The organism is Herbaspirillum sp. SJZ106 (assembly GCF_006715495.1).
In the GTDB taxonomy this organism is placed as follows: Bacteria; Pseudomonadota; Gammaproteobacteria; order Burkholderiales; family Burkholderiaceae_D; genus Herbaspirillum.
The window spans coordinates 179,434-201,968 of record NZ_VFNI01000006.1 but is presented as its reverse complement, the minus strand read 5'-3'; the positions used below and the strand labels follow the sequence as shown (position 1 = coordinate 201,968).

15 protein-coding genes are annotated in these 22,535 nt (G+C 63.7%); 10 read left to right on the top strand and 5 right to left on the bottom strand.

What is annotated here, in order from left to right; genetic code table 11:
• Positions 1-229 precede the first annotated feature (229 nt).
• Entirely contained in the window at positions 230-1,168 is a 939-nt protein-coding gene (locus FB598_RS18510) for a LysR family transcriptional regulator (RefSeq protein WP_141917104.1), read from the bottom strand.
• 126 nt (positions 1,169-1,294) lie between these two features.
• Between FB598_RS18510 and FB598_RS18505 the strand changes: the two genes are divergently transcribed.
• A complete protein-coding gene (locus tag FB598_RS18505; protein WP_141917107.1) occupies positions 1,295-1,981 on the top strand; it encodes an aspartate/glutamate racemase family protein in 687 nt (228 codons plus the stop codon).
• Position 1,982: 1 nt separating this feature from the next.
• On the top strand, positions 1,983-3,398 hold the full coding sequence (locus tag FB598_RS18500; RefSeq protein ID WP_141917109.1) for an FAD-binding oxidoreductase: 1,416 nt from the start codon (positions 1,983-1,985) through the stop codon (positions 3,396-3,398).
• Between the two features lie 74 nt (positions 3,399-3,472).
• Here the strand turns inward: FB598_RS18500 and lpdA are convergent, their stop codons facing one another.
• The 4 genes from lpdA to gshA form a co-directional block, all read right to left on the bottom strand.
• Positions 3,473-5,269 (bottom strand): dihydrolipoyl dehydrogenase, encoded by a 1,797-nt coding sequence (lpdA, locus tag FB598_RS18495; protein ID WP_141917112.1) that lies wholly within the window; start codon positions 5,267-5,269, stop codon positions 3,473-3,475.
• A gap of 63 nt (positions 5,270-5,332) precedes the next feature.
• On the bottom strand, positions 5,333-6,994 hold the full coding sequence (gene aceF / locus FB598_RS18490) for a dihydrolipoyllysine-residue acetyltransferase (RefSeq protein WP_141917114.1): 1,662 nt from the start codon (positions 6,992-6,994) through the stop codon (positions 5,333-5,335).
• A 192-nt stretch (positions 6,995-7,186) separates the two neighbouring features.
• Positions 7,187-9,883, bottom strand: a complete 2,697-nt coding sequence (gene aceE / locus FB598_RS18485; protein WP_141917117.1) for a pyruvate dehydrogenase (acetyl-transferring), homodimeric type — start codon at positions 9,881-9,883, stop codon at positions 7,187-7,189.
• Between the two features lie 508 nt (positions 9,884-10,391).
• Positions 10,392-11,987 (bottom strand): glutamate--cysteine ligase, encoded by a 1,596-nt coding sequence (gshA, locus tag FB598_RS18475; protein ID WP_141917123.1) that lies wholly within the window; start codon positions 11,985-11,987, stop codon positions 10,392-10,394.
• Positions 11,988-12,261: 274 nt separating this feature from the next.
• Here gshA and folD point away from each other — a divergent pair, with 274 nt between their 5' ends.
• The 8 genes from folD to FB598_RS18435 all read left to right on the top strand — a co-directional run bounded on the left by folD (position 12,262) and on the right by FB598_RS18435 (position 22,347).
• Positions 12,262-13,107 (top strand): bifunctional methylenetetrahydrofolate dehydrogenase/methenyltetrahydrofolate cyclohydrolase FolD, encoded by an 846-nt coding sequence (gene folD / locus FB598_RS18470; RefSeq protein WP_141917125.1) that lies wholly within the window; start codon positions 12,262-12,264, stop codon positions 13,105-13,107.
• A gap of 25 nt (positions 13,108-13,132) precedes the next feature.
• Positions 13,133-15,205 (top strand): M3 family metallopeptidase, encoded by a 2,073-nt coding sequence (locus FB598_RS18465; RefSeq protein ID WP_141917126.1) that lies wholly within the window; start codon positions 13,133-13,135, stop codon positions 15,203-15,205.
• A 197-nt stretch (positions 15,206-15,402) separates the two neighbouring features.
• Positions 15,403-15,822: a DNA polymerase III subunit chi gene (locus FB598_RS18460; RefSeq protein ID WP_141917468.1), complete on the top strand. Its 420-nt coding sequence runs from the start codon at positions 15,403-15,405 to the stop codon at positions 15,820-15,822.
• 15 nt (positions 15,823-15,837) lie between these two features.
• Positions 15,838-16,242 (top strand): hypothetical protein, encoded by a 405-nt coding sequence (locus tag FB598_RS18455; RefSeq protein ID WP_141917130.1) that lies wholly within the window; start codon positions 15,838-15,840, stop codon positions 16,240-16,242.
• A gap of 196 nt (positions 16,243-16,438) precedes the next feature.
• Complete coding sequence (locus tag FB598_RS18450) at positions 16,439-17,749, top strand: D-amino acid dehydrogenase (protein ID WP_141917131.1); 1,311 nt, start codon at positions 16,439-16,441, stop codon at positions 17,747-17,749.
• Positions 17,750-18,096: 347 nt separating this feature from the next.
• Entirely contained in the window at positions 18,097-18,996 is a 900-nt protein-coding gene (lpxO, locus tag FB598_RS18445) for a lipid A hydroxylase LpxO (protein WP_141917133.1), read from the top strand.
• A 942-nt stretch (positions 18,997-19,938) separates the two neighbouring features.
• Positions 19,939-21,006, top strand: a complete 1,068-nt coding sequence (locus FB598_RS18440) for a GGDEF domain-containing protein (RefSeq protein ID WP_183405797.1) — start codon at positions 19,939-19,941, stop codon at positions 21,004-21,006.
• 297 nt (positions 21,007-21,303) lie between these two features.
• A complete protein-coding gene (locus tag FB598_RS18435; RefSeq protein ID WP_255463964.1) occupies positions 21,304-22,347 on the top strand; it encodes an asparaginase in 1,044 nt (347 codons plus the stop codon).
• Positions 22,348-22,535 lie beyond the last annotated feature (188 nt).

Genomic DNA, 22,535 nt, shown 5'->3' with positions numbered 1-22,535 from the left:
CCCATTTTTCATGGCGCTCCAACGGGCACCCCGAAGGGGCTGGCACTTAGGGGCCGCCTTTCTTTGCTTACTTTCTTTGGCGGGCCAAAGAAAGTAAGCGGCTGCCGGGCCGCCCCCGGCGCTCCGCTTCGACCGAAGAAAGATAAGCATTAAGCCAGTACATCTGCACACAGCAAGACCAGACTACCCAAATAACGACCATACAACCAACACATAAGGTGAAGCCCCCTCACGCCGCCGCAAGCACCTCCCCCTCTTGCGGCGGCACCCCATACCCCTGCGCCTTCACCAACTTCCGCAGTTCGCCAATAAAAGCCTGCGTCAGTTGCGACAACGGCTCCAGCCGCACATGCACCAGATTGGCCTGCAGGATGGGCGCGCGCGCCACCGGCCGCACCACCATCTGGCTGCTGCCGGCCCAACTGCGCACGGAGAATTCGTCCACCAGCGCCACCCCCGCCCCCATCTGCACCAGCGAACAGGCATTCTGCGGCGAGCCCACTTCCATGATGGGCCGCAGCGCCTCTTCCTCGGCCTGGTAGAAGCGGCCGACGATGCCGCCGAAGGGCGAATCCTTGTCGTAGGAGATCAGCGGGAAGGGCCTCAGGTCGGCCAACGCCAGCGTGCCGCGCCGCGCCAACTCGTGGTTGTACGGCAGCACGCACACCAGGCGGTTGCTGCACAGCGGCACCACCTCCAAGTTGGGATGCTCCATCGGCAGGATGATGATGCCCAGGTCGGCCTGGCGGTTCAGCAGGCGTTCCTTGAGGTAGCCGTAGTTGAGGCAGTGGAAGCTCAGCTTGACGTCCGGGTGCCGGTTGCGGAACAGCGTGATGGCCTGCGGGATCAGCATCTGCCCGATGCTGGGGCTGGAGACGATGTTGAGGATGCCGCTGCGGTTGTCGGCCAAGTCGGTGGCCAGTTCGTTGACGCGCTGCACCGCCTGGTAGACGCTCTCCACTTCATGGAACAGCTTCTTGGCCTCGGGCGTGGCGTACAGCCGGCCCTTGATGCGCTCGAACAGGGCGAAACCGACGCGCTGCTCGGTATGCGAAAGCAGGCGGCTGACTGCCGGTTGCGAAACGAACAACAGCTGCGAAGCGCCGCTGATGGAGCCGGTGATCATCACCGCGCGGAAGATTTCGATCTGACGCAGGTTCAGTGCCATAAGTCCTCGCCATGCATAACAGGATGTTAAGGGGAACCGACAAATGAGCAAGGAGCATGCCCAGCGGCCTGGGTTAGAGTTTCTTCATCGATTGTGAACCCAACCGCCCACTCCCGGGAAAGCACCATGTCCACTCCCCCACCTGACGGCCAGACCGTCTTCGTCATCAATCCCAACAGCACGCAGCGCGTCACCGATGGCATCGATGCCGCCATGGCGCCGCTGCGCATGGCCGGCGGCCCGGCCATCGAATGCCTGTCGCTGCCATCCGGCCCGCCGGGCATCCAGAGCCAGCACGACGTCGAATCGGTGACGCTGCCGCTGGCGGCGCTGGCGCGCTCATTGGAAGCGCGCGCCGGCGCCTTTGTGATCGCCTGCTTCTCCGACCCCGGCTTGTTCGCGGTGCGCGAAGCGGTCAAGGCGCCGGTGCTGGGCATCATGGAATGCGGCATCCTGAGCGCATTGACGCTGGGCCAGCGCTTCGGCGTGATCGCCATCCTCGACGCCTCCATCCCGCGCCACCTGCGCGCCTACGGCGCCATGGGCGTGCAGTCGCGCCTGGCCGGCGAACTGGCGATCGGCCTGAACGTGACCGAGCTCTCCCAATACCAACGCACGCTGCAACGCATGACCGAGGTCGGCCGCCGGCTGCGCGACGAGCGTGGCTCCGACGTGATCGTCATGGGCTGCGCCGGCATGGCGGTCTATCGCGAACCGCTGCAGCAGGCGCTGGGCATGCCGGTGGTGGAACCGAGCCAGGCCGCGGTTGCGATGGCGATCGGCCGCGTCAAGCTGAACTGGCATGGAGCCTGAGATGAGCGACAACACGCAAGACCTGATCGAACAATTGCGCGCCATCGTCGGCGACGCCGGGCTGGTGACCGATGCGGAGGCGCAGGCGCCTTACCTGAAGGACTGGCTGGGCAAGTGGCAAGGCCGCGTGACAGTCGTCGTGCGCCCGGCCGACACCGTCCAGACTGCTGAGGTGGTGCGGCTGTGCCACATCACGCATACGCCCATCGTCACCCAGGGCGGCAACACCGGCATGAGCGGCGGCGGCACGCCGGACGACAGCGGCGCCCAGGTGATCCTCTCGACCACGCGCATGAACCGCATCCGCGAGGTCGACCCTCTCAACAACACCATGACGGTAGATGCCGGCGTGATCCTGGCCAACGCGCAGCAAGCCGCGCGCGAGGCGGGCCGCTACTTCCCGCTGAGCCTGGGCGCCGAAGGCAGCTGCACGGTCGGCGGCAACCTCGCCACCAATGCCGGCGGCATCGCCGTGCTGCGCTTTGGCAACATGCGCGAACTGGCGCTGGGGCTGGAAGTAGTGCTGCCCGACGGGCGCATCTGGAACGGCCTGCGCGGGCTGCGCAAGGACAATACCGGTTACGACCTGCGCGACCTTTTCATCGGTTCCGAAGGAACGCTGGGCGTGATCACCGGCGCCGTGCTCAAGCTGTTCGCCCAGCCGCACGCGCGCGCCACCGCCTGGGTCGGCGCCGATACGCTGGAGCAGCTGGTCGAATTGCTGGCGCGCTCCCGCGCGCGTTGCGGCGAACGGCTGGTGGCCTTCGAGATGATGTCGGCCGCCGCGCTGGCGCTGGTGCTTCAGCACGTGGCCGACACCCGTGCGCCGCTGGCGCAGCCGGCCGCCTTCAACACATTGGTCGAACTGGCCGACACCGAGGATGGCGGCCTACAGGCGATGCTGGAAGATGTGCTGGGCCAGGCCCTGGAAGACGGCTTGGTGAACGACGCCATGTTCTGCGCCAGCCAGGCGCAAAGCGCGGCGCTGTGGAAACTGCGCGAGGGCATCTCGCAAGCGCAGGTGCGCGCCGGCAAGGTGGTCAAGCACGACATCGCGCTGCCGATCTCGTCGCTGGCAGCGTTCACGCAGGCGGCCGAGGCCGCCATCGGCGGCGAGGGCAGCACCGCCGAGATCGTCAACTTCGGCCACCTGGGTGACGGCAACCTGCACTTCAACGTGATGATCCCGCTGTCGTCGACCGATGAAGAAGCCAAGCACGCCACCGCCGTCTTCAACCGGCTGGTGCACGACCTGGTCGCGCGCATGAACGGCAGCATCAGCGCCGAACATGGCGTAGGCCAGCTGCGCCGCGACGAACTGCGCCATTACAAGCAACCGCTGGAGATGGAATTGATGTTGCGGATCAAGCAGGCTTTCGATCCCAACCTGATCATGAATCCGGGCAAACTTCTTTAAGCGCCGCCGGTCCTGTCCGCAGGCGAAAAAAAACGGCGAACCGGAGTTCGCCGTTTTTCATTGCGCAGCAACGCTTACTTCTTGCGCTGCGGCGGCAGGTCGGTGCAATGCCCTTCCGCCACTTCCGCCGCCATGCCGAGCGATTCGCCCAGCGTCGGGTGCGGGTGGATGGTCTTGCCGATGTCGACCGCGTCGGCGCCCATCTCGATGGCCAGCGCCACTTCGCCGATCATGTCGCCGGCGTGCGTGCCGACGATGCCGCCGCCGATCACGCGGTGCGTCTCGGCGTCGAACAGCAGCTTGGTGAAGCCTTCGGAACGGCCGTTGGCCACCGCGCGTCCGGAAGCGGCCCACGGGAAGTGGCCCTTCTCGATCTTGATGCCGCGGGCCTTGGCTTCGTCTTCGGTGACGCCGACCCATGCCACTTCCGGATCGGTGTAGGCCACCGACGGGATCACGCTGGCGTCGAAGAAGCTCTTCTCGCCGGCGATCGCCTCGGCCGCCACGTGGCCTTCATGCACAGCCTTGTGCGCCAGCATCGGCTGGCCCACCAGGTCGCCGATGGCGAAGATGTGCGGCACGTTGGTGCGCATCTGCTTGTCGACCGGGATGAAGCCGCGCTCGCCGACGATCACGCCGGCCTTGTCGGCAGACACCTTCTTGCCGTTGGGGCTGCGGCCTACGGCCACCAGCACCAGGTCGTAGACTTGCGGCTCGGGCGACTTGGCGCCGGCTTCGGCGGCCTCGAAGGTGACCTTGATGCCTTCCTTCAACGCTTCCACCGCCACGGTCTTGGTCTTGAGCATGACGTTGTCGAAGCGCTTCTCGTTGAACTTCTGCCAGACCTTGACCATGTCGCGGTCGGCGCCCTGCATCAGGCCGTCCATCATCTCGACCACGTCGATGCGCGCGCCCAGCGTGGAGTAGACCGTCGCCATTTCCAGGCCGATGATGCCGCCGCCGATGACCAGCATGCGCTTGGGCACCTGGCGCAGTTCCAGCGCGCCGGTGGAGTCGACGATGCGAGGATCCTGCGGCACGAACGGCAGGTTCACCACCGATGAGCCGGCGGCGATGATGGCGTGCTTGAACTGCACCACCTTCTTACTGCCGTCGGCGGCCGTCACTTCGATATGGTTGGGGCCGGCGAACTGGCCGTTGCCGTTGACCACGGCGACCTTGCGCGCCTTGGCCATGCCGGCCAGGCCGCCGGTCATGGTGCCGATCACCTTGTCCTTGTAGCCGCGCAGCTTGTCGATGTCGATCTCGGGCTTGCCGAAGGTGACGCCGTGCGAGGCCATGGCGGCGGTCTCGTCGATCACGGCGGCCACGTGCAGCAGCGCCTTGGACGGGATGCAGCCGACGTTCAGGCAGACGCCGCCCAGCGTGGCTTCCTGTTCGACGATGACGGTGTTGAGGCCAAGGTCGGCCGCGCGGAAGGCGGCCGAGTAGCCGCCGGGACCGCCGCCCAGCACCATCACGTCGCACTGCACGTCGGCGCTGCCGCCGAAGCTGGCGGCGGCCGGTGCGGCCGCTGTGGCTGCGGGAGCGGCGGGCGCTGCCGCCGGGGCTGCCGGTGCCGCCGCTGCAGGCGCCGGAGCAGCTGCCGGCGCAGGGGCCGCGGCGGCCGCGTCCGAAGCTTCCACCATCAGCAGCACCGAGCCTTCGGCGACCTTGTCGCCGACCTTGACCTTCAGTTCCTTGACCACGCCCGCCGTCGACGACGGGATTTCCATGCTGGCCTTGTCGGACTCGACGGTGATCAGCGACTGGTCGACCTTGATCGTGTCGCCCACCTTGACCATCACTTCGATGACTTCGACTTCCTTGAAATCCCCGATATCGGGGACCTTGACTTCAGAGAGACTCATTGTCTTGGCTCCGTTATGTTCTGTTTCGCTGCGCGCCGCCACCGGGGCGGCGCATCGACTTGATTAGAGCAAGGACTTGCGCAGGTCGCCCAGCACGTCAGCCAGGTAGGCCGAGAAGCGGGCCCCCATTGCACCGTCGATGACGCGGTGGTCGTAGGACAGCGAAGTCGGCAGCATCAGGCGCGGCACGAACTGCTTGCCGTCCCATACCGGCTTGGTGATCGACTTGGACAGGCCGAGGATCGCCACTTCCGGCGCGTTGATGATGGGCGTGAAGGCGGTGCCGCCGATGCCGCCCAAGGACGAGATGGTGAAGGTCGCACCCTGCATGTCGGCCGGCTTCAGCTTGCCGTCACGCGCCTGTGCCGACAGCTCGCCCATTTCGGTGGCGATCTGGCTGATGCTCTTCTGGTCGGCGTTCTTGATCACCGGAACCACCAGGCCGTTCGGCGTATCGGCCGCGAAGCCGATGTTGTAGTACTGCTTGAGGATCAGGTTTTCGCCATTGGCGTCCAGCGAGGAATTGAACGCCGGGAATTTCTTCAGCGCGGCGACGCTGGCCTTGATGACGAACGCCAGCATGGTCAGCTTGACCGGCGACTTGGCCTTGGCGTAAGCGGCATTGGAGGCGACGCGGAATTCTTCCAGTTCGGTGACGTCGGCTTCGTCGAATTGCGTCACGTGCGGGATCATCACCCAGTTACGGTGCAGGTTGGGGCCGCTGATCTTCTTGATGCGCGACAACGGCTGCAGCTCGGTGGCGCCGAACTTGGAGAAGTCCAGCGACGGCCACGGCAGCAGGTCCATGCCGGCGCCGCTGCCGTTCTTGCCCGGTGCGGCGGCAACCTGGGTCGAACCGGCCATCACGCCCTTGACGAAGTTCTGCACGTCCTCTTGCAGGATACGGCCCTTGGGGCCGGTGGCCGGCACGCGCGCCAGATCCACGCCCAGTTCGCGCGCGAACTTGCGCACGGACGGCGAGGCGTGGGCCTTGCCGCCGGTGCTGGTCGCCGATGCGGTGGCGATGGCCGGCGCGGCGGCCGGTGCTGCCGCAGGCGCTGGCGCAGCCGCGGGGGCCGCGGCAGCAGGCGCTGATGCGGCGGCCGGTGCGGCAGCAGGCGCGCCGCCGGTGGTTTCCAGCGAGGCGATGATGCTGCCCTTGGCGACCTTGTCGCCCAGCTTGACCTTCAGTTCCTTGATCACGCCGGCGTGGCTGGACGGGATTTCCATGCTGGCCTTGTCGGACTCGACGGTCAGCAGCGACTGTTCGGCCTTGACCGTGTCGCCGACCTTGACCATCAGTTCGATGACTTCGACTTCCTTGAAGTCGCCGATGTCGGGCACTTCGATCTGGATCACGCCGCCGGCGGCAGCGGGTGCAGCAGCGGGAGCAGCAGCAGGTGTCGGTGCGGGCGCCGCAGCCTGTGCCGCTGCCGGCGCCGCTGCTGCGGCTTGTGCTGGGGCCGCGGCCGGCGCTGCGCCGGCGCCTTCGCCTTCGACGATCAGCAACAGCGAGCCTTCGGCGACCTTGTCGCCGACCTTGACCTTGATTTCCTTGACCACGCCAGCCTGGCTGGAGGGAATCTCCATGCTGGCCTTGTCGGATTCGACGGTGATCAGCGACTGGTCGACCTTGATCGTGTCGCCGACCTTGACCATCACCTCAATGACTTCGACTTCCTTGAAATCGCCGATGTCCGGGACTTTTACTTCGACTTGACTCATCTGTTGCGCTCCGTTGTTCTGTTCCCCGGCCTTGGGCTGGGAGGGGGTATTCGCAGAGGGGAAGGTGCTGCCGCGTGGCCATTGCATCTTAAGCCATGTTGCGGCCGCCGCTTTCCTGTTTTCCGGCTGGCACCGACACGAAACATCCCCGCGATCAGGAAGCTGAAGCGGGGATGCTCGGGTCGGCGGAACTTACTGGGTCACCGGGTTCGGCTTGTTCGGGTCGATGCCGTACTTGGCAATCGCCTGCGCCACGACTTCAGGCTTGATCTTGCCTTCATCGGCCAGCGACTTCAAGGCCGCCACGGTCACGAAGTAGCGGTTGACCTCGAAGAACTCGCGCAGCTTGGCGCGGGTGTCCGAACGGCCGTAGCCGTCGGTGCCCAGCACCTTGTAGGAACGGCCCTTGGGCACGAAGGCGCGGACTTGTTCGGCATAGGTGCGCATGTAGTCGGTGGAGACCACGATCGGGCCGTCGGTGCCTTCCAGCGATTGCTCGAAATAGCTTTTCTTCGCGGTCTCGGCCGGGTGCAGCATGTTCCAGCGTTCCACATCCTGGCCGTCGCGGGCCAGCAGCGTGAACGAGGGCGCGGACCAGACGTCGGCGTCGACCTTCCAGTCGTCGCGCAGCAGGTCGGCGGCGGCGATGACTTCGCGCAGGATGGTGCCCGAGCCCAGCAGTTGCACGCGCAGCTTGTTCTTCTTGCCGCCTTCGTTCAACAGGTACAGGCCCTTCAGGATGCCCTCTTCCTGGCCCGGCTTGATGCCCGGATGCGCGTAGTTCTCGTTCATCACGGTGATGTAGTAGAACACGTCTTCCTGGTTGGCCACCATGCGGCGCAGGCCGTCATGGATGATCACCGCGACTTCGTGGGCGAAGGTCGGGTCGTAGGGTACGCAGTTCGGGATCGCCGAGGCGAACACGTGGCTGTGGCCGTCTTCGTGCTGCAGGCCTTCGCCGTTCAGGGTGGTGCGGCCGGCGGTGCCGCCGATCAGGAAGCCGCGCGCGCGCATGTCGCCTGCCGCCCATGCCAGGTCGCCGATACGCTGCAGGCCGAACATCGAGTAATAGGTGTAGAACGGGATCATCACGCGGTTGTTGGTCGAGTACGAGGTCGCCGCGGCGATCCACGAGCTCATGCCGCCCGCTTCGTTGATGCCTTCCTGCAGGATCTGGCCGGCCTTGTCTTCGCGGTAGTACATGACCTGGTCCTTGTCGACCGGTTCGTACAGCTGGCCGACCTGGCTGAAGATGCCGATCTGGCGGAACAGGCCTTCCATGCCGAAGGTACGGGATTCGTCGACCATGATGGGCACCACGCGCGGGCCCAGGTTCTGGTCGCGCAGCAGCGCGGTCAGCACGCGCGAATAGGCGGCGGTGGTGGAAATTTCACGGCCTTCGGCGGTCGGCTCCAGCATTGCCTGGAAGGCGGACAGCTCAGGCACCGGCAGCTTCTCGTCGGCTTGCGGACGGCGCTGCGGCAGATAGCCGCCCAGGGCCTTGCGGCGCTCGTGCAGGTATTGCATTTCAGGCGCGTCGTCGGCCGGCTTGAAGAACGGGATATTGGGCAGGTCGGCGTCCGAGATCGGCAGCTGGAAGCGGTCGCGCATGGCCTTGATGGCCTCGTCGTCCAGCTTCTTGGTGTTGTGCGCGGTGTTGCGCGCTTCGCCGGCCTTGCCGAAGCCGTAGCCCTTGATGGACTTGGCCAGGATCACGGTCGGTTGATCCTTGCTCTCTTGCGCGACCTTGAAGGCGGCGTAGATCTTGTGCGGATCGTGGCCGCCGCGGGTCAGGCGCCAGATGTCGTCGTCGGACATCTTGCTGACCATTTCCAGCAGCTTGGGGTGCTTGCCGAAGAAGTGCTTGCGCACGTAGGCGCCATCCTTGGCCTTGTAGTTCTGATATTCACCGTCGACGGTTTCCATCATCACCTTCTGCAGGATGCCTTCCTTGTCCTTGGCCAGCAGCTCGTCCCAGCCGCTGCCCCAGATGACCTTGACCACGTTCCAGCCGGCGCCGCGGAAGTCGGATTCCAGTTCCTGGATGATCTTGCCGTTGCCGCGCACCGGGCCGTCCAGGCGCTGCAGGTTGCAGTTGACCACGATGACCAGGTTGTTGAGCTTTTCGCGGCCGGCCATGCCGATGGCGCCCATCGATTCCGGTTCGTCCATCTCGCCGTCGCCGCAGAAGGCCCAGACCTTGCGGTTGTCGGTCTTGGCGATGCCGCGGGCGTGCAGGTACTTCAGGAAGCGCGCCTGGTAGATCGCCATCAAGGGGCCCAGGCCCATCGAGACGGTCGGGAACTGCCAGAATTCCGGCATCAGTTTCGGGTGCGGGTACGAAGACAGGCCCTTGCCGTCGGCTTCGCGACGGAAATGGATCAGTTGCTCTTCGGTCAGGCGGCCTTCCAGGAAGGCGCGCGCATAGATGCCGGGCGAGGAGTGGCCCTGGATGTACAGCAGGTCGCCGCCGTGGTCTTCGGTCGGGGCGTGCCAGAAGTGGTTGAAGCCGATGCCCAGCATGTTGGCCAGCGAGGCGAACGAGGACAGGTGGCCGCCGAGGTCGCCGTCGACGCGGTTGGCCTTGACCACCATGGCCATGGCGTTCCAGCGCATCCACGAGCGCAGGCGCTCTTCGTATTCGAGGTTGCCGGGGCAGTGCTCGCCCTGGTCGGCGGGGATGGTGTTGACGTAGGCGGTATTGCTGGAAAACGGAATATGCGCGCCGCGGCGGCGGGCCAGGTCGACCATGCGCTCCATCAGGTAGTGGGCGCGGTCCGGACCTTCCTTCTCGATCACGGCTTCGAGGGCGTCAAGCCACTCCTGGGTTTCCATCACGTCGGGATCGTTGGCGGCCTGCGCCAGGACTTGGTCGATTTGGGCTGACATGTCATGTCTCCTGTTTGTTGAAGGCCCTGGCCAGATCTCATGGACTGGCCGGGTCGGTCGGGTCATTCAGTGCAAATAGCCGCCGGCGATGATGCGTGGAAAACACTCATAAACTCTAATGTACGGTCTTCCAGCCGTATGGACGACGCATTTTATCAGGGATTTTTTGATTTTCAAATTGCGATAATTGATTTCATAATGCAAAATTATGCTGCAAAGCGGCATGAACAGGCGCTTTCCAGCCACCGTATTTTTACGGTCAGGACGATATGAAGGGGATTTTTTGCCATGTTTGCAATGCCGCAAAATAATCCTTCGCCACCCCGTTCAGGCCATCGAAGAAGCACTGCGACCGCAGCGGCCCACCACGAAAAATATCAAAAAGACAATGAAGTTCGCATCACAAGCCTGGCGGCAGCAGCGATACCGCCCCATGGATCATGCACCGGATGAGGTCGGTTCTATATAGATAGGCGTAAAGACGGCGGCTTGGTTCCGGCCTGGAGGATCAGACGCTGATATTGCCCAGCGTGCTGGCGCGGTAGGCGGCGACGAAGGCGTCGAAGTCGCCGGTCTGGGTGCGCTCGATTTCGCGCTGGGCCTCCAGCGAAGCCTGGGCGATGGCGACGAAGTCGGCGGTCTGCGCCGCCGTCAGCGGCTCGGCCAGCAGTTGTCCGGCCTGCGCCGCGCTGTTTTGCAGGGCCCAGGCCGGGAAGGAATTGCCGGCCGCGCGGATCTCGCGCAGCACCCGCGCCGATGGCGTGGCGTCGGGGTCGGCCAGCTTGGCGCGCTGGGCGGCCATGCTGTCGCGGTGGGCGCTGCCGCCGGCCTGCCGGTCCAGCAGTTCGGCCACCGGCGCCATGCGCTCCAGCAGTTGCTCGCCCCATTCCTTCAAGCCGATCGCACGGCCCTTGAACTGCAATTGCAGGCCGGGCTGACGCCCCTGCTTGACCGTGGCCATGAAGTTGGCGCGGTTCTCGATACCCTCCTCGTCCGAGGTCAGGCAGCTGTCGTCGAAAGCCAGGAAGTGCAGGAACACATCGAGGAAGCGCGCCGTCTGCAGGTTGATGCCCAGCGGATCGAACGGGTCGATGTCCATACAGCGCACTTCCACATACTGCACGCCGCGCGCCGACAAGGCCTGCACCGGGCGTTCGCCGCTGTAGATGACGCGCTTGGGGCGGATCGACGAATAGAACTCGTTCTCGATCTGCAGGATGTTGGTGTTGATCTGCACCCATTCGCCATCGCGCTTGGCGCCGATCGCCTCGTAAGGCGGATAGGGCTCGCTGACCGCATGCGCCAGGCTGCGGATGTAGGCCGGCAGGTTGTTGTAGTGCGGGGTGATGTTGGCCTGGGCGTTGTTCTGGTAACCCAGGTCGCTCATGCGCAGGCTGGTGCCGTAGGGCAGGTAGAGCGTGTCGTCGGACAAGGTCTCCAGCTGGTGCGGGCGGCCGCGCAGGAAATTGGTCGCCACCGCCGGCGAGGCGCCGAACAGGTACATCAGCAGCCAGCTGTAGCGGCGGAAGTTGCGGATCAAGGCGATGTAGCGTTCCGACTGGTAGTCGCGCCGCGAAACCGAGGCATCGACGCCGCGGTCGCTTTCGCGCAGCACGTCCCATACGCCTTCATTCAGCGAGAAGTTGTAATGAATGCCGGCGATGCACTGCATGGTGCGGCCATAGCGCAGCGCCAGGCCGCGGCGGTAGACGTGCTTGAGCATGCCGATGTGCGAACTGCCGTACCAGGCGATGGGAATCTCGTCCTCAGGCGGCAGCACGCAGGGCATCGAGGCATTCCACAGCAGCTCGCCGCCCAGCCGGGCGTAGACGAAGCGGTGGATCTCATCCAGCCGTTGCAGGGCGGTGGCGATATCCGGCTCGGCCGGCGTGATGAATTCCAGCAGCGACTCGGAGTAATCGGTGGTGATCAGGTCGTTGGTCAACGCCGAACCCAGCGCCGGCGGATGCGGCGTATGCGCCAGTTGCCCGTGGCGGTCGACCCGCAGCGTTTCGCGTTCCACGCCGCGCAAACCCTGGCCGAGCAGCGCGATATGTTGCGGGCTGGCGAGCTGTTGCAGGCGTTGGTTCAGCAAATCGGTCATGCGGGCGTCCTTCAAAAGTGATGTCGTAGCGCTTTGGTTGCGGGAGCATAACCGAAATTGAAATTCCCCGTCGCGCACGGGGCAAAATGCCCCCATTGTGGAAGCGCGGGCATTTTGATTGCATGAAAGGCAATTTTCTTCGATGCTCTTCCGTCGGGCGCCGCATCGTCGCCCGGCCGCGCTGGCTTTATAATCACGGGTTCTGCGCTTCATGCGCTTTCATCGCCCCGGCGCCGCCCGGGGCTTTCGCCACCGCCCTGCTTCTATATTTGCCATGCCAGCTCAACTGATCGACGGAAACCTGCTCTCCCAACAACTGCGCGCCGACGTTGCCAAACGCGCCGCCGCCCTGACCGCTCAAGGCAAGCAGCCTGGCCTGGCGGTGATCCTGGTCGGCGACAGCCCGGCGTCCCAGGTCTATGTGCGCAACAAGGTCAAGGCTTGCCAAGACAACGGCCTGTATTCGGTGCTGGAAAAGTATGAGGCCTCGCTGACCGAGGCCGAACTGCTGGCCCGCATCGACGCCCTGAACCAGGACCCGAAGATCAATGGCATCCTGGTGCAGCTGCCGCTGCCGGCCCATATCGATGCGCACAAGGTGATCGAAGCCATCGCCCCCGAGAAGGATGTGGACGGATTCCACATCAGCAACGCCGGCCTGCTGATGACCGGCCAGCCGCTGTTCCGCCCCTGCACCCCGTACGGCGTGATGAAGATGCTGGAATCGATCGATTACCCGGTGCGCGGCGCCAACGCCGTCGTGGTGGGGGCTTCCAACATCGTCGGCAAGCCGCAGGCGATGTTGCTCTTGCAAGCCGGCGCCACCGTCACCATCTGCAATTCCAAGACCCGTGACCTCGGCGCGCATACCCGCAACGCCGACATCCTGGTAGTGGCCACCGGACGCCGCAACATCGTCACCGCCGACATGGTCAAGCCGGGCGCCGTGGTGCTGGACGTCGGCATGAACCGCGACGACAACGGCAAGCTGTGCGGCGACGTCGACTTCGCCAACGTCAAGGAAGTCGCCGGCTACATTACCCCGGTGCCGGGCGGCGTCGGACCGATGACCATCACCATGCTGCTGGTCAACACCATCGAAGCCGCCGAACGCACCTGATATTGAACTGAATAGAGAAGACTCCATGACCACTGACATCGCCGCCAATCCCCTGCTCGACTTTTCGGGCTACGCCCAGTTCGACGCCATCCAGCCGGAACACGTCACGCCCGCGCTGGACAAGCTGCTGGCCGACGCCGGCCGCCTGGTAACCGAACTGGAAGCGCCGATGGCGGAGGTCACCTGGGACAACTTCGTCGAACCGCTGGAGTCCGCCACCGAAAAGCTGGGCCGCGCCTGGAGCGTGGTCGGCCACCTGAACTCGGTGATGGATACGCCGGCGCTGCGCGCCACCTACAACGAGAACCAGCCGCGCCTGGTGGAATTCTGGACCGGCCTGGGCCAGAACCTGGCCTTGTTCGAGAAGTACAAGGCGCTGCAGGCCAGCCCGGCCTTCGCCTCGCTGTCGGCCGCGCGCCGCAAGGTGGTGGACAACGCCGTGCGCGACTTCCGCCTGTCCGGCGCCGAGCTGCCCGACGACAAGAAGGAACGCTTCGCCGCCATCCAGGAAAAGCAGGCGGCGCTGACCACCCGCTTCTCCGAGAACGTGCTGGACGCCACCAACGACTTCGGCCTGTTCGTCGAGGACGAAGCCGAACTCGCCGGCCTGCCGGATGACGTCAAGCAGGCCGCGCGCGCCGCCGCCGAGAAGGACGGCAAGCCCGGCTTCAAGTTCACGCTGCACTTCCCCTCCTACTTCCCGGTGCTGCAATACGCCGACAACCGCGCGCTGCGCGAGAAGATCTACCGCGCCAACGCCACCAAGGCGTCCGAGCTGGGCGCCAGGCCGGAATGGGACAACAGCGCCAACATCGACGACATCCTGAAGCTGCGCAAGGAAGAGGCGCAACTGCTGGGCTACGCCAACTTCGCCGAAGTCTCGCTGGTGGCCAAGATGGCGCAATCGCCGGCCGAAGTCATCGCCTTCCTCGAAGACCTGGGCCGGCGCGCCCGCCCCTTCGGCGAAAAGGACTATGCCGAACTGAAGGCCTTCGCCAGGGAAAAGCTGGGCCTGGACACACTGGAAGCCTGGGACAGCACCTATGCCTCGGAAAAGCTGCGCGAGCAGCGCTACGCCTTCTCGGAACTGGAAGTGAAGCAATACTTCCCCGAGCCCAAGGTGGTGGGCGGCCTGTTCCAGGTCGCGCAGCAACTGTTCGGCGTCACCATCAAGCCGGACACCGCGCCGGTGTGGCACAAGGACGTGAAGTTCTTCCGCATCGAGCGCGACGGCCAGCTGGTCGGCCAGTTCTACCTCGACCTGTACGCGCGCAGCGGCAAGCGCGGCGGCGCCTGGATGGACGACGCCCGCGCCCGCCGCCTGACCGCCAACGGCGTGCAGACGCCGATCGCCTACCTGGTGTGCAACTTCACCGAACCGGCGGTGGTCGACGGCGTGGCCAAGCCGGCGCTGTTCACGCACGATGAAGTGATCACGCTGTTCCACGAGTTCGGCCATGGCCTGCACCACATGTTGACGCAAGTCGATGAAGTCGGCGTGTCCGGCATCTCCGGCGTGGAATGGGACGCGGTCGAGCTGCCGTCGCAGTTCATGGAAAACTTCTGCTGGGAATGGGATGTGCTGCAGCACCTCTCCGCGCATGCCGAGACCGGCGCGCCGCTGCCGCGCGCGCTGTACGACAAGATGATCGCCGCCAAGAACTTCCAGTCCGGCCTGCAGATGCTGCGCCAGGTGGAGTTCTCGCTGTTCGACATGATGATCCACCACGAGTACCAGGCAGGCGGCGACCAGACCGTGCAGCAATTGCTCAACGAATTGCGCGACCGCATCGCCGTGATCCGCCCGCCTGAGTTCAACCGCTTCCAGCACTCGTTCTCGCACATCTTCGCCGGCGGCTATGCGGCGGGCTATTACAGCTACAAGTGGGCCGAAGTGCTGTCGGCCGACGCCTACAGCGCCTTCGAGGAAGCCGCTGCCGGCGGCGGCAACGTGGTGTCGATCGAAACCGGCCGCCGCTTCCAGCAGGAAATCCTGGCCGTGGGCGGCTCGCGCCCGGCCATCGAGTCGTTCAAGGCCTTCCGCGGCCGCGAACCGAGCATCGATGCGCTGCTGCGGCATAGCGGCATGGCGGCTTGAACACCACACCGTCGTCCTGATGAAAGTCAGGGCCCAGCGTCGTTTGTCACGCTCTGCAAGCGCCTGCTGAGCGTAACGGACGGCGCTGGATCCCGGGGCATGCGCCGGGATGACGGTGCCATGAATATGGCTCGCGGCGAAGCAATCTTCTCCGCCCGATCATGGCAGCCCGTACCGCTTGCCACTATACTTCCGCCATGACCCGCATCGACTTCCATAGCAACGTCCCGCAAAAACTCGCCTATGTCTGCCGGCTGGTGCGCAAGGCGCGCGGCGCCGGCACCCAGATCGTGCTGCGCGTGCGCGATCGCAGCGAACTGCAGCAGCTCGACCAGGCGCTGTGGACCTTTTCCGAACAGGACTTCCTGCCGCATGTGGCCGCAGGCGATCCTCTGGCCGCGCAGACCCCGATCATCCTGACCGCCAGCGACGACATCGAACTGCCGCACCACCAGGTGCTGATCAACCTCTCAGGCGAAACGCCGGCCCATTTCGCCCGCTTCGAGCGCATGCTGGAAATCATTTCCGTCGACGACGCCGACCGCGCCGCCGGCCGTGAGCGCTACCGCTTCTACAAGGAACGCGGCTATCCGCTGTCCCACTTCGTGGCCAGCTAAGCGACGGTGCATGCCATGAACCACGACGACAACAGCATCCCGCTCCTGACCGAGGTCATCCCGCTGGCGCCGCCGCAGGCCGGCCATCCCGCCAGCGCCGCAGCCCAGCCCGGCGCCTTCTGGCAGCCGTCGGCGCCGGCCGCTCACCAGGCCCAACCCGCACCAGAAATGGCCAGCCCGAGCGCCGAACAGTACCGCCAATGGGAACAGGAAATCAGCGAAAACGTCCTGCAAAACCTGCTGGCGCAAGCCGATTCCGTCCTGCAGCAACACCTGCAGGACCAGATGGCGGTGGTGCTGGACAATATCTCCGACATCCTGACGCAGCGCGTCAAGGAGAGCCTGCGCCAGGCGCTGGCAGAAACCGTGACCCGCGCGGTGGCCGAGGAGATGGCCCGCTTCTCATCTTCAAAAAATTAAACATCTGCTCCAATTTCTTTGTTTTTTAAATAAACAAAGCCTCATTGCTTAATATTGAAGAAAATTCCTTGCCGGTATTGAATACATCGGCAATCGGGAAATTCTTACAATGCTGCTATCTGCTATCTGCGATCTGCTATCTGCTGGCAGCTCGGCGCCGCCGCGCACCAGACCACGCATAAACCGGGAGAATGAGATGAAAGTGATCGTATTGGGCGCAGGCATTATCGGGACCGCTTCGGCCTGGTTCCTGCAGAAAGAAGGCTACGACGTCACCGTCATCGAGCGCCAGCCCGGCGCGGCGCAGGAAACCAGCTTCGCCAACGGCTGCCAGATCTCGGTCTCGCACGCCGAGCCGTGGGCCAACCCGGCCGCGCCGATGAAGGTGCTCAAGTGGCTGGGCAAGGAAGACGCCCCGCTGCTGTACCGCTTCCGTCCCGAATGGCTGCAATGGAAGTGGGCCGTCAGCTTCCTGCGCGAATGCACTGCCGCCCGCACCGACGAGAACATCCGCAACATCGTCGCCCTGTGCGAATACAGCCGCCAGACCCTGCAGGCCGTGCGCGCCGAAACCGGCATCCAGTACGACCACCTGACCCGCGGCATCCTGCACTTCTATACCGAGGAAAAGGAATTCCAGGAATCGCTGCCGGCCGCCAAGCTGATGCGCGACCTGGGCTGCCCGCGCGAATCGATCGGCGCCGACGAAGTGGTGAAGATCGAACCGGCGCTGGCCTCGATCCGCAACAAGATCGTCGGCGGCGACTTCACCGCCACCGATGAATCCGGCGACGTCTACAAGCTGACTACCGGCCTGGCGCAAAAGGCCGAGCAAGCCGGCACACAGTTCCGCTTCTCCACCACCATCACCCGCCTGATCACCGAAGGCGCGGGCGCTTCGGCCCGTGTGACCGGGGTCGAAGTCATCAATCCGGACGGCCGCCATGAGGTATTGAAGGCCGATGCCTTCGTGGTCGCCATGGGCAGCTTCTCGCAACCGCTGGTCAAGCCGCTGGGCATCGACCTGCTGCTCTATCCAGGCAAGGGCTATTCGGCCACCTACAAGGTCATCAATCCCGACGCCGCCCCCACCGTCTCGCTCACCGACGACGGCTACAAGCTGGTGGTCTCGCGCCTGGGCGACCGCCTGCGCGTGGCCGGCACCTGCGAACTGAACGGCTATACCCGCGAGCTCAACACCACCCGCTGCGAAGCCATCACCCGCCGCACCCGGGAACTGTTCCCGGACGGCTGCGACTACGAGAACCCGGTCTACTGGACCGGCCTGCGCCCGCTGACGCCGTCCAACGTGCCCTATGTGGGCAAGACCAAGTTCAGCAACCTGTACCTGAACACCGGCCACGGCACCCTGGGCTGGACCATGGGCTGCGGCTCCGGCCGCGCCATCGCCGAAATCGTCGCCGGCCGCGTACCGGAGATCGACTTCGCCTTCACCGGCCTGCCGCGCTGGAACCGCGGCCCGGCCGTGGTGCAGCAAGCCGCCTGAGCGATACGCAACGTCTCATCCTTCACTGTTGTTGTCCCTCGCGGGCCGGTTTCCCCGGCCCGCTTTTTTATTGCCTGTTTGATTTCCCTCATGCCGTAGCCGCGCAGCGGGGCCAAGGCGGCAGGTACGCTTACATTTGCTGACACCCCCTTGGTGTAGAATCGTTTGCTTGCCTCGCGCGCTGCGCGGGCCTACGCTCGGGAACCAACTCAGCTCATCCGCGCGCTTTGGGCGCCTTCAGACGCTTTCTGCGGTTGGTTTTTCCCGATCCGACTCCATCTGGCAGACATCTGCCTTGCCGCATGCCAACATCGGCCGGCGGCCTGCAACATCAAGAGGACCATGCAATGAAGTGGGTAATCGTCTTTATTTACCTGTTTTCGATCGTTTTCATCCATTTCCGCGGACGCGTGCGGCTGCCCTTCCTGCGCCAGTTCTTCGACCACTCGTCGATCATGTCGCCGATCAACCTGTTCATGTACGCCTTCTCGCGCGTACCGGCGGTGCCCTATCCGGCCGTGCGCGAGTTCAAGGACCTGGCCCTCATCGACGAGAATTGGGAAACCATCCGCGATGAAGCCGTGGCGCTGCAGAACCTGGCCAAGATCAAGGCCGCCGAGAAAAACGACGATGCCGGATTCAACTCCTTCTTCAAGGCCGGCTGGAAGCGCTTCTACCTGAAGTGGTACAACGCCAGCCATCCTTCGGCCGAGAAATTCTGCCCCAAGACCGTCGAGATCCTGCGCCGCGTCCCCAGCGTGAAGGCGGCGATGTTCGCCGAGCTGGCGCCGGGCGGCACGCTCAATCCGCACCGCGACCCCTATGCCGGTTCGCTGCGCTACCACCTCGGCCTGGTCACGCCCAACGATGACCGTTGCTTCATCGAAGTCGACGGCAAGCGCTATAGCTGGCGCGACGGCCAGAGCGTGGTGTTCGACGAGACCTTCATCCACTGGGCGCAGAACGGGACCGAGACGAACCGTATCATCCTGTTCTGCGATGTCGAACGCCCGCTGCGCTACCGCTGGGCCGAAGCGATCAACCAATGGCTGGGCCGCACCATGATGACCGCCGCCGCTTCGCCCAATGAAACCGGCGACCAGACCGGCCGCGTGAACAAACTGTTCCGCTTCGTGTGGCTGGCCGGCCAGTATCGCCGCCGCTTCAAGAAATGGAACAAGACCGTCTACCGCATCACCAAATTCGGGTTGATCATCGCCATTGCGCTGCTGATCATCTATGCCTGACAAGCTGGCGAAAGTGACAGCGACATAAAAAATCGCCGGTCTAGGGCCTGTTAACATTTAATTTGCGAGATGCGTTGCCTCCAGAAGGCGGGGTGGCAAGGCGCGCGGTGAGGCTGGTGGTGGGCCACCAGCCTCACCGGGCAACGCGGCCAGCGCGTCTTCTGGAGGCAACCCTCCGGGAGCAGCCAGCAAGCGTCGCCTGCCGTTGTTGTTGCTCCTTGCCGTAGCACCACTACGACGCGTCGCCACGCCTAGGCAGACAACGCTTGCTGGCCACTCGCACTCGTAAATTAAATGTTAACAGGCCCTAACAACCTAATGCCGTTCAGTTAAACGCTGAACGGCATTTGTGTTTGTGCGGTCCAGATTCCGTTCGCCCTGAGTAGCTGCGCAAGCAGCGTATCGAAGGGCAGGCAAGAGCGCTAAACGGTGACACGCTGGCTTCGATACGCCCCTGACGGGCCTACTCAGCCCGAACGGGCTTGGGGGATGAGCGCTTCAGAATTAGCCTTGACTGAACGGCATTACGGCCTAGCAACCGGCGATTTTTTTGCGCGCGTTTTGCCGCGCTTGCATACGGCGCCGCCGTCCCTCGGGTATGCATGCGATGCCAGGATCAATTCTCACAAATACTCACGAAACGCACTCGGGGCAAGGCTTCCAGGCAACTGTCCATGAATCGGCAAACGCGCACAAAGTCAAAAGACTATCAAACCAGCGCGTAAATATGACTCACTGCAAAACAAAATTTCCAAGTGGAAATGAATTCGATATTTTCGGTTTCAAACTGCAGAAACTGCTTCATCCCAGCGCGCGCGAACGTGTAAAATCATCCCGCTTCCTTGCTTGATTCATGGCGTGATTCTTGCATAAGTGCTGATACATCGCGCGAATGGCGAAGCACGAAATCCGAGTACCGACCATACATAGAACAATGGGCTCATGCAGGACATCGATAACGAGATGAAGAAACCGCTGCTCAAGCATCTGGTAGAGATCACTGCTCACCGGGAGCATTCCCGTCTGGCGCTCTCCGTCATCTCGGCGCTGTACCAGCTGACCAATGTGCAGGAAATCCGCATGCTGGATATCTTCAACATGCGCGATACGCACTACGTTCAGGAAAAGATGGTGATCCGCGACGGCGAAGTCCACACCATCGACGAACACACCAGCGACGACCCCAAGGAACCCCTCTCCAGCTACCCGGCGATGGTGGCCTGCATCCGCAGCCATCTCAACGAATATCTCGAAACCGCCGAGGACGGCACGCACATCCTCTGGCTGCCGGTATGGCTGCACGGAAAGATGAACTCCTGCGTCGAAATTCGCAGCACCAAGCCCTTCGATGCACAGATGCTCGATGTCATCCATGGCATCTTCCATGTCTACTGCAATTACCAGAGCCTGCTCGACTACAGCGAGCGCGACGCCTTGACCGGCCTGTTCAACCGCAAGACCTTCGACGAACAGTTCACCAAGTACGCCTTCGCCATCGCGCCGCATGAAGCGCATTCGCTGGAGAAGAACGACCGCCGCCATGACGGCCTGGCTGAAGCCAAGGGCCACTGGCTGGCCGTGGTCGACATCGACCACTTCAAGCAGGTCAACGATCGCTACGGCCACCTGTACGGCGATGAAGTGCTGATCCTGATGGCCAACATCCTGCGCGCCTCCTTCCGCAGCCACGACCGCATCTTCCGTTTCGGCGGCGAAGAGTTCGTCATCCTGCTGCGCTCGACCACCCTGTCCGACGCGCGCAAGATATTCGACCGCTTCCGCCAGAACGTGCAGGAATACGACTTCCCGCAGGTCGGCAAGGTCACGGTCAGCCTCGGCTTTGTCGGCATCTCGCGCGAAACGCCGGTGGTCATCCTCGGCCATGCCGACCAGTCCCTGTACCACGCCAAGAAAAACGGCCGCAACCGTATCTGCTTCTATGAAGAGCTGGTCGATTCCGGTGTACTGCATTCCGGCATCACCACCAACGACACCGTCGAATTCTTCTGACCCGCCGTCTTCGACGAACGCCTCCCCAACCGCCTTCACGGCGGTTTTTTCTTGCCCTCCCCCCGCGATCCGGGCCGCCGGCGGGACTCATGCGTTTGGCGCATCCTTCCATGTTTTAAAAGCATGAGACATCGCAATTCGGCTTTCGTATGATCGCTGCGTTCCTCACCATCCGTGCGGGACCGGCCGTTTCGACGCGCCATCAGAACAACGGAAGCAAGCCGTAAAACGGACTTACAAACTGTCACCAGGAGACTTCAAATGCAGCAGGCAAAATTCAAACAAATCGGCGCTGTCATGATCATGTCCGCCGCCTTCGCCGCCCTGAGCGTATCGGCGCAGGCCCAGGACAAGAAACCCAACGTCGTGGTCATCGGCACCGGCGGCACCATCGCCGGCGCGGGCGCTTCCAGCGTCAACACCGCGGCCTACCAGTCGGCCGTGGTTCCGGTCGACAAGATCATCGCCGCCGTGCCGGAAGTGTCGAAGATCGCCAACGTGCGCGGCGAACAGATTTTCCAGATCGGCAGCGAAAGCTTCAATGACGAGCGCCTGCTGAAGCTGGGCAAGCGCGTTTCCGAACTGCTCAAGCAAAGCGATGTGGACGGCATCGTGATCACCCACGGCACCGACACCATCGAAGAGACCGCCTACTTCCTCAACCTGGTGTTGAAGAGCGAGAAGCCGGTGGTGGTGGTCGGCTCGATGCGCCCCGGCACCGCGCTGGGCGCGGACGGCGCGCTGAACCTGTATGACGCGGTGCTGGTCGCCGGTAGCAAGGAAGCCGCCGGCAAAGGCACGCTGGTGGTGATGAACGACGAAATCCATTCCGGCCGCGACGTCACCAAGAGCAACTCGTTCAAGGTCGAGACCTTCCGTTCGCCCTACGGCCCGCTGGGCTACGTGGTTGAAAACAAGCTGATGTTCTACCGCCTGCCGGCCCGTCCGCACACCACGCAAACCGAGTTCGACATCGACAAGATCAACAGCCTGCCGCGCGTGGATATCGCCTACAACTACGGCAACGTCAGCCGCGCCGCCTATGACGCCTTCGTCAACGCCGGCGCCAAGGCGATCATCCATGACGGCACCGGCAACGGCAGCGTGGCCGAACAGATCGTGCCGGTGCTGCAGGAAGTGCGCGGCAAGGGCGTGCAAGTCATCCGCGCCACCCGCACCGGCAGCGGCGTCGTGATCCGCAACGGCGAGCAGCCTGACGACAAGTACGACTGGGTCGTCACCGACGACCAGAATGCCCAGAAGGCCCGCATCCTGGCCGAACTGGCGCTGACCAAAACCAACGACAGCAAGGAACTGCAAAAGATCATGTGGAAGTACTGATCGGCCAACCTTGGCGCAAACCGGCGCAGACCGGGCCGATTTGCGTTGTTGCAAAAAAACTGGGATGACTCCCAGTTCCCTCTTTGCCCCGCTTCGGCGGGGCTTTTTTCGTCCGCAAGGCTGGCCCCGGGCAATGCAACCCGCCGCCTTCCCGGCTCCGGAACATTCCCTCTTGCGGCACAGTCTCA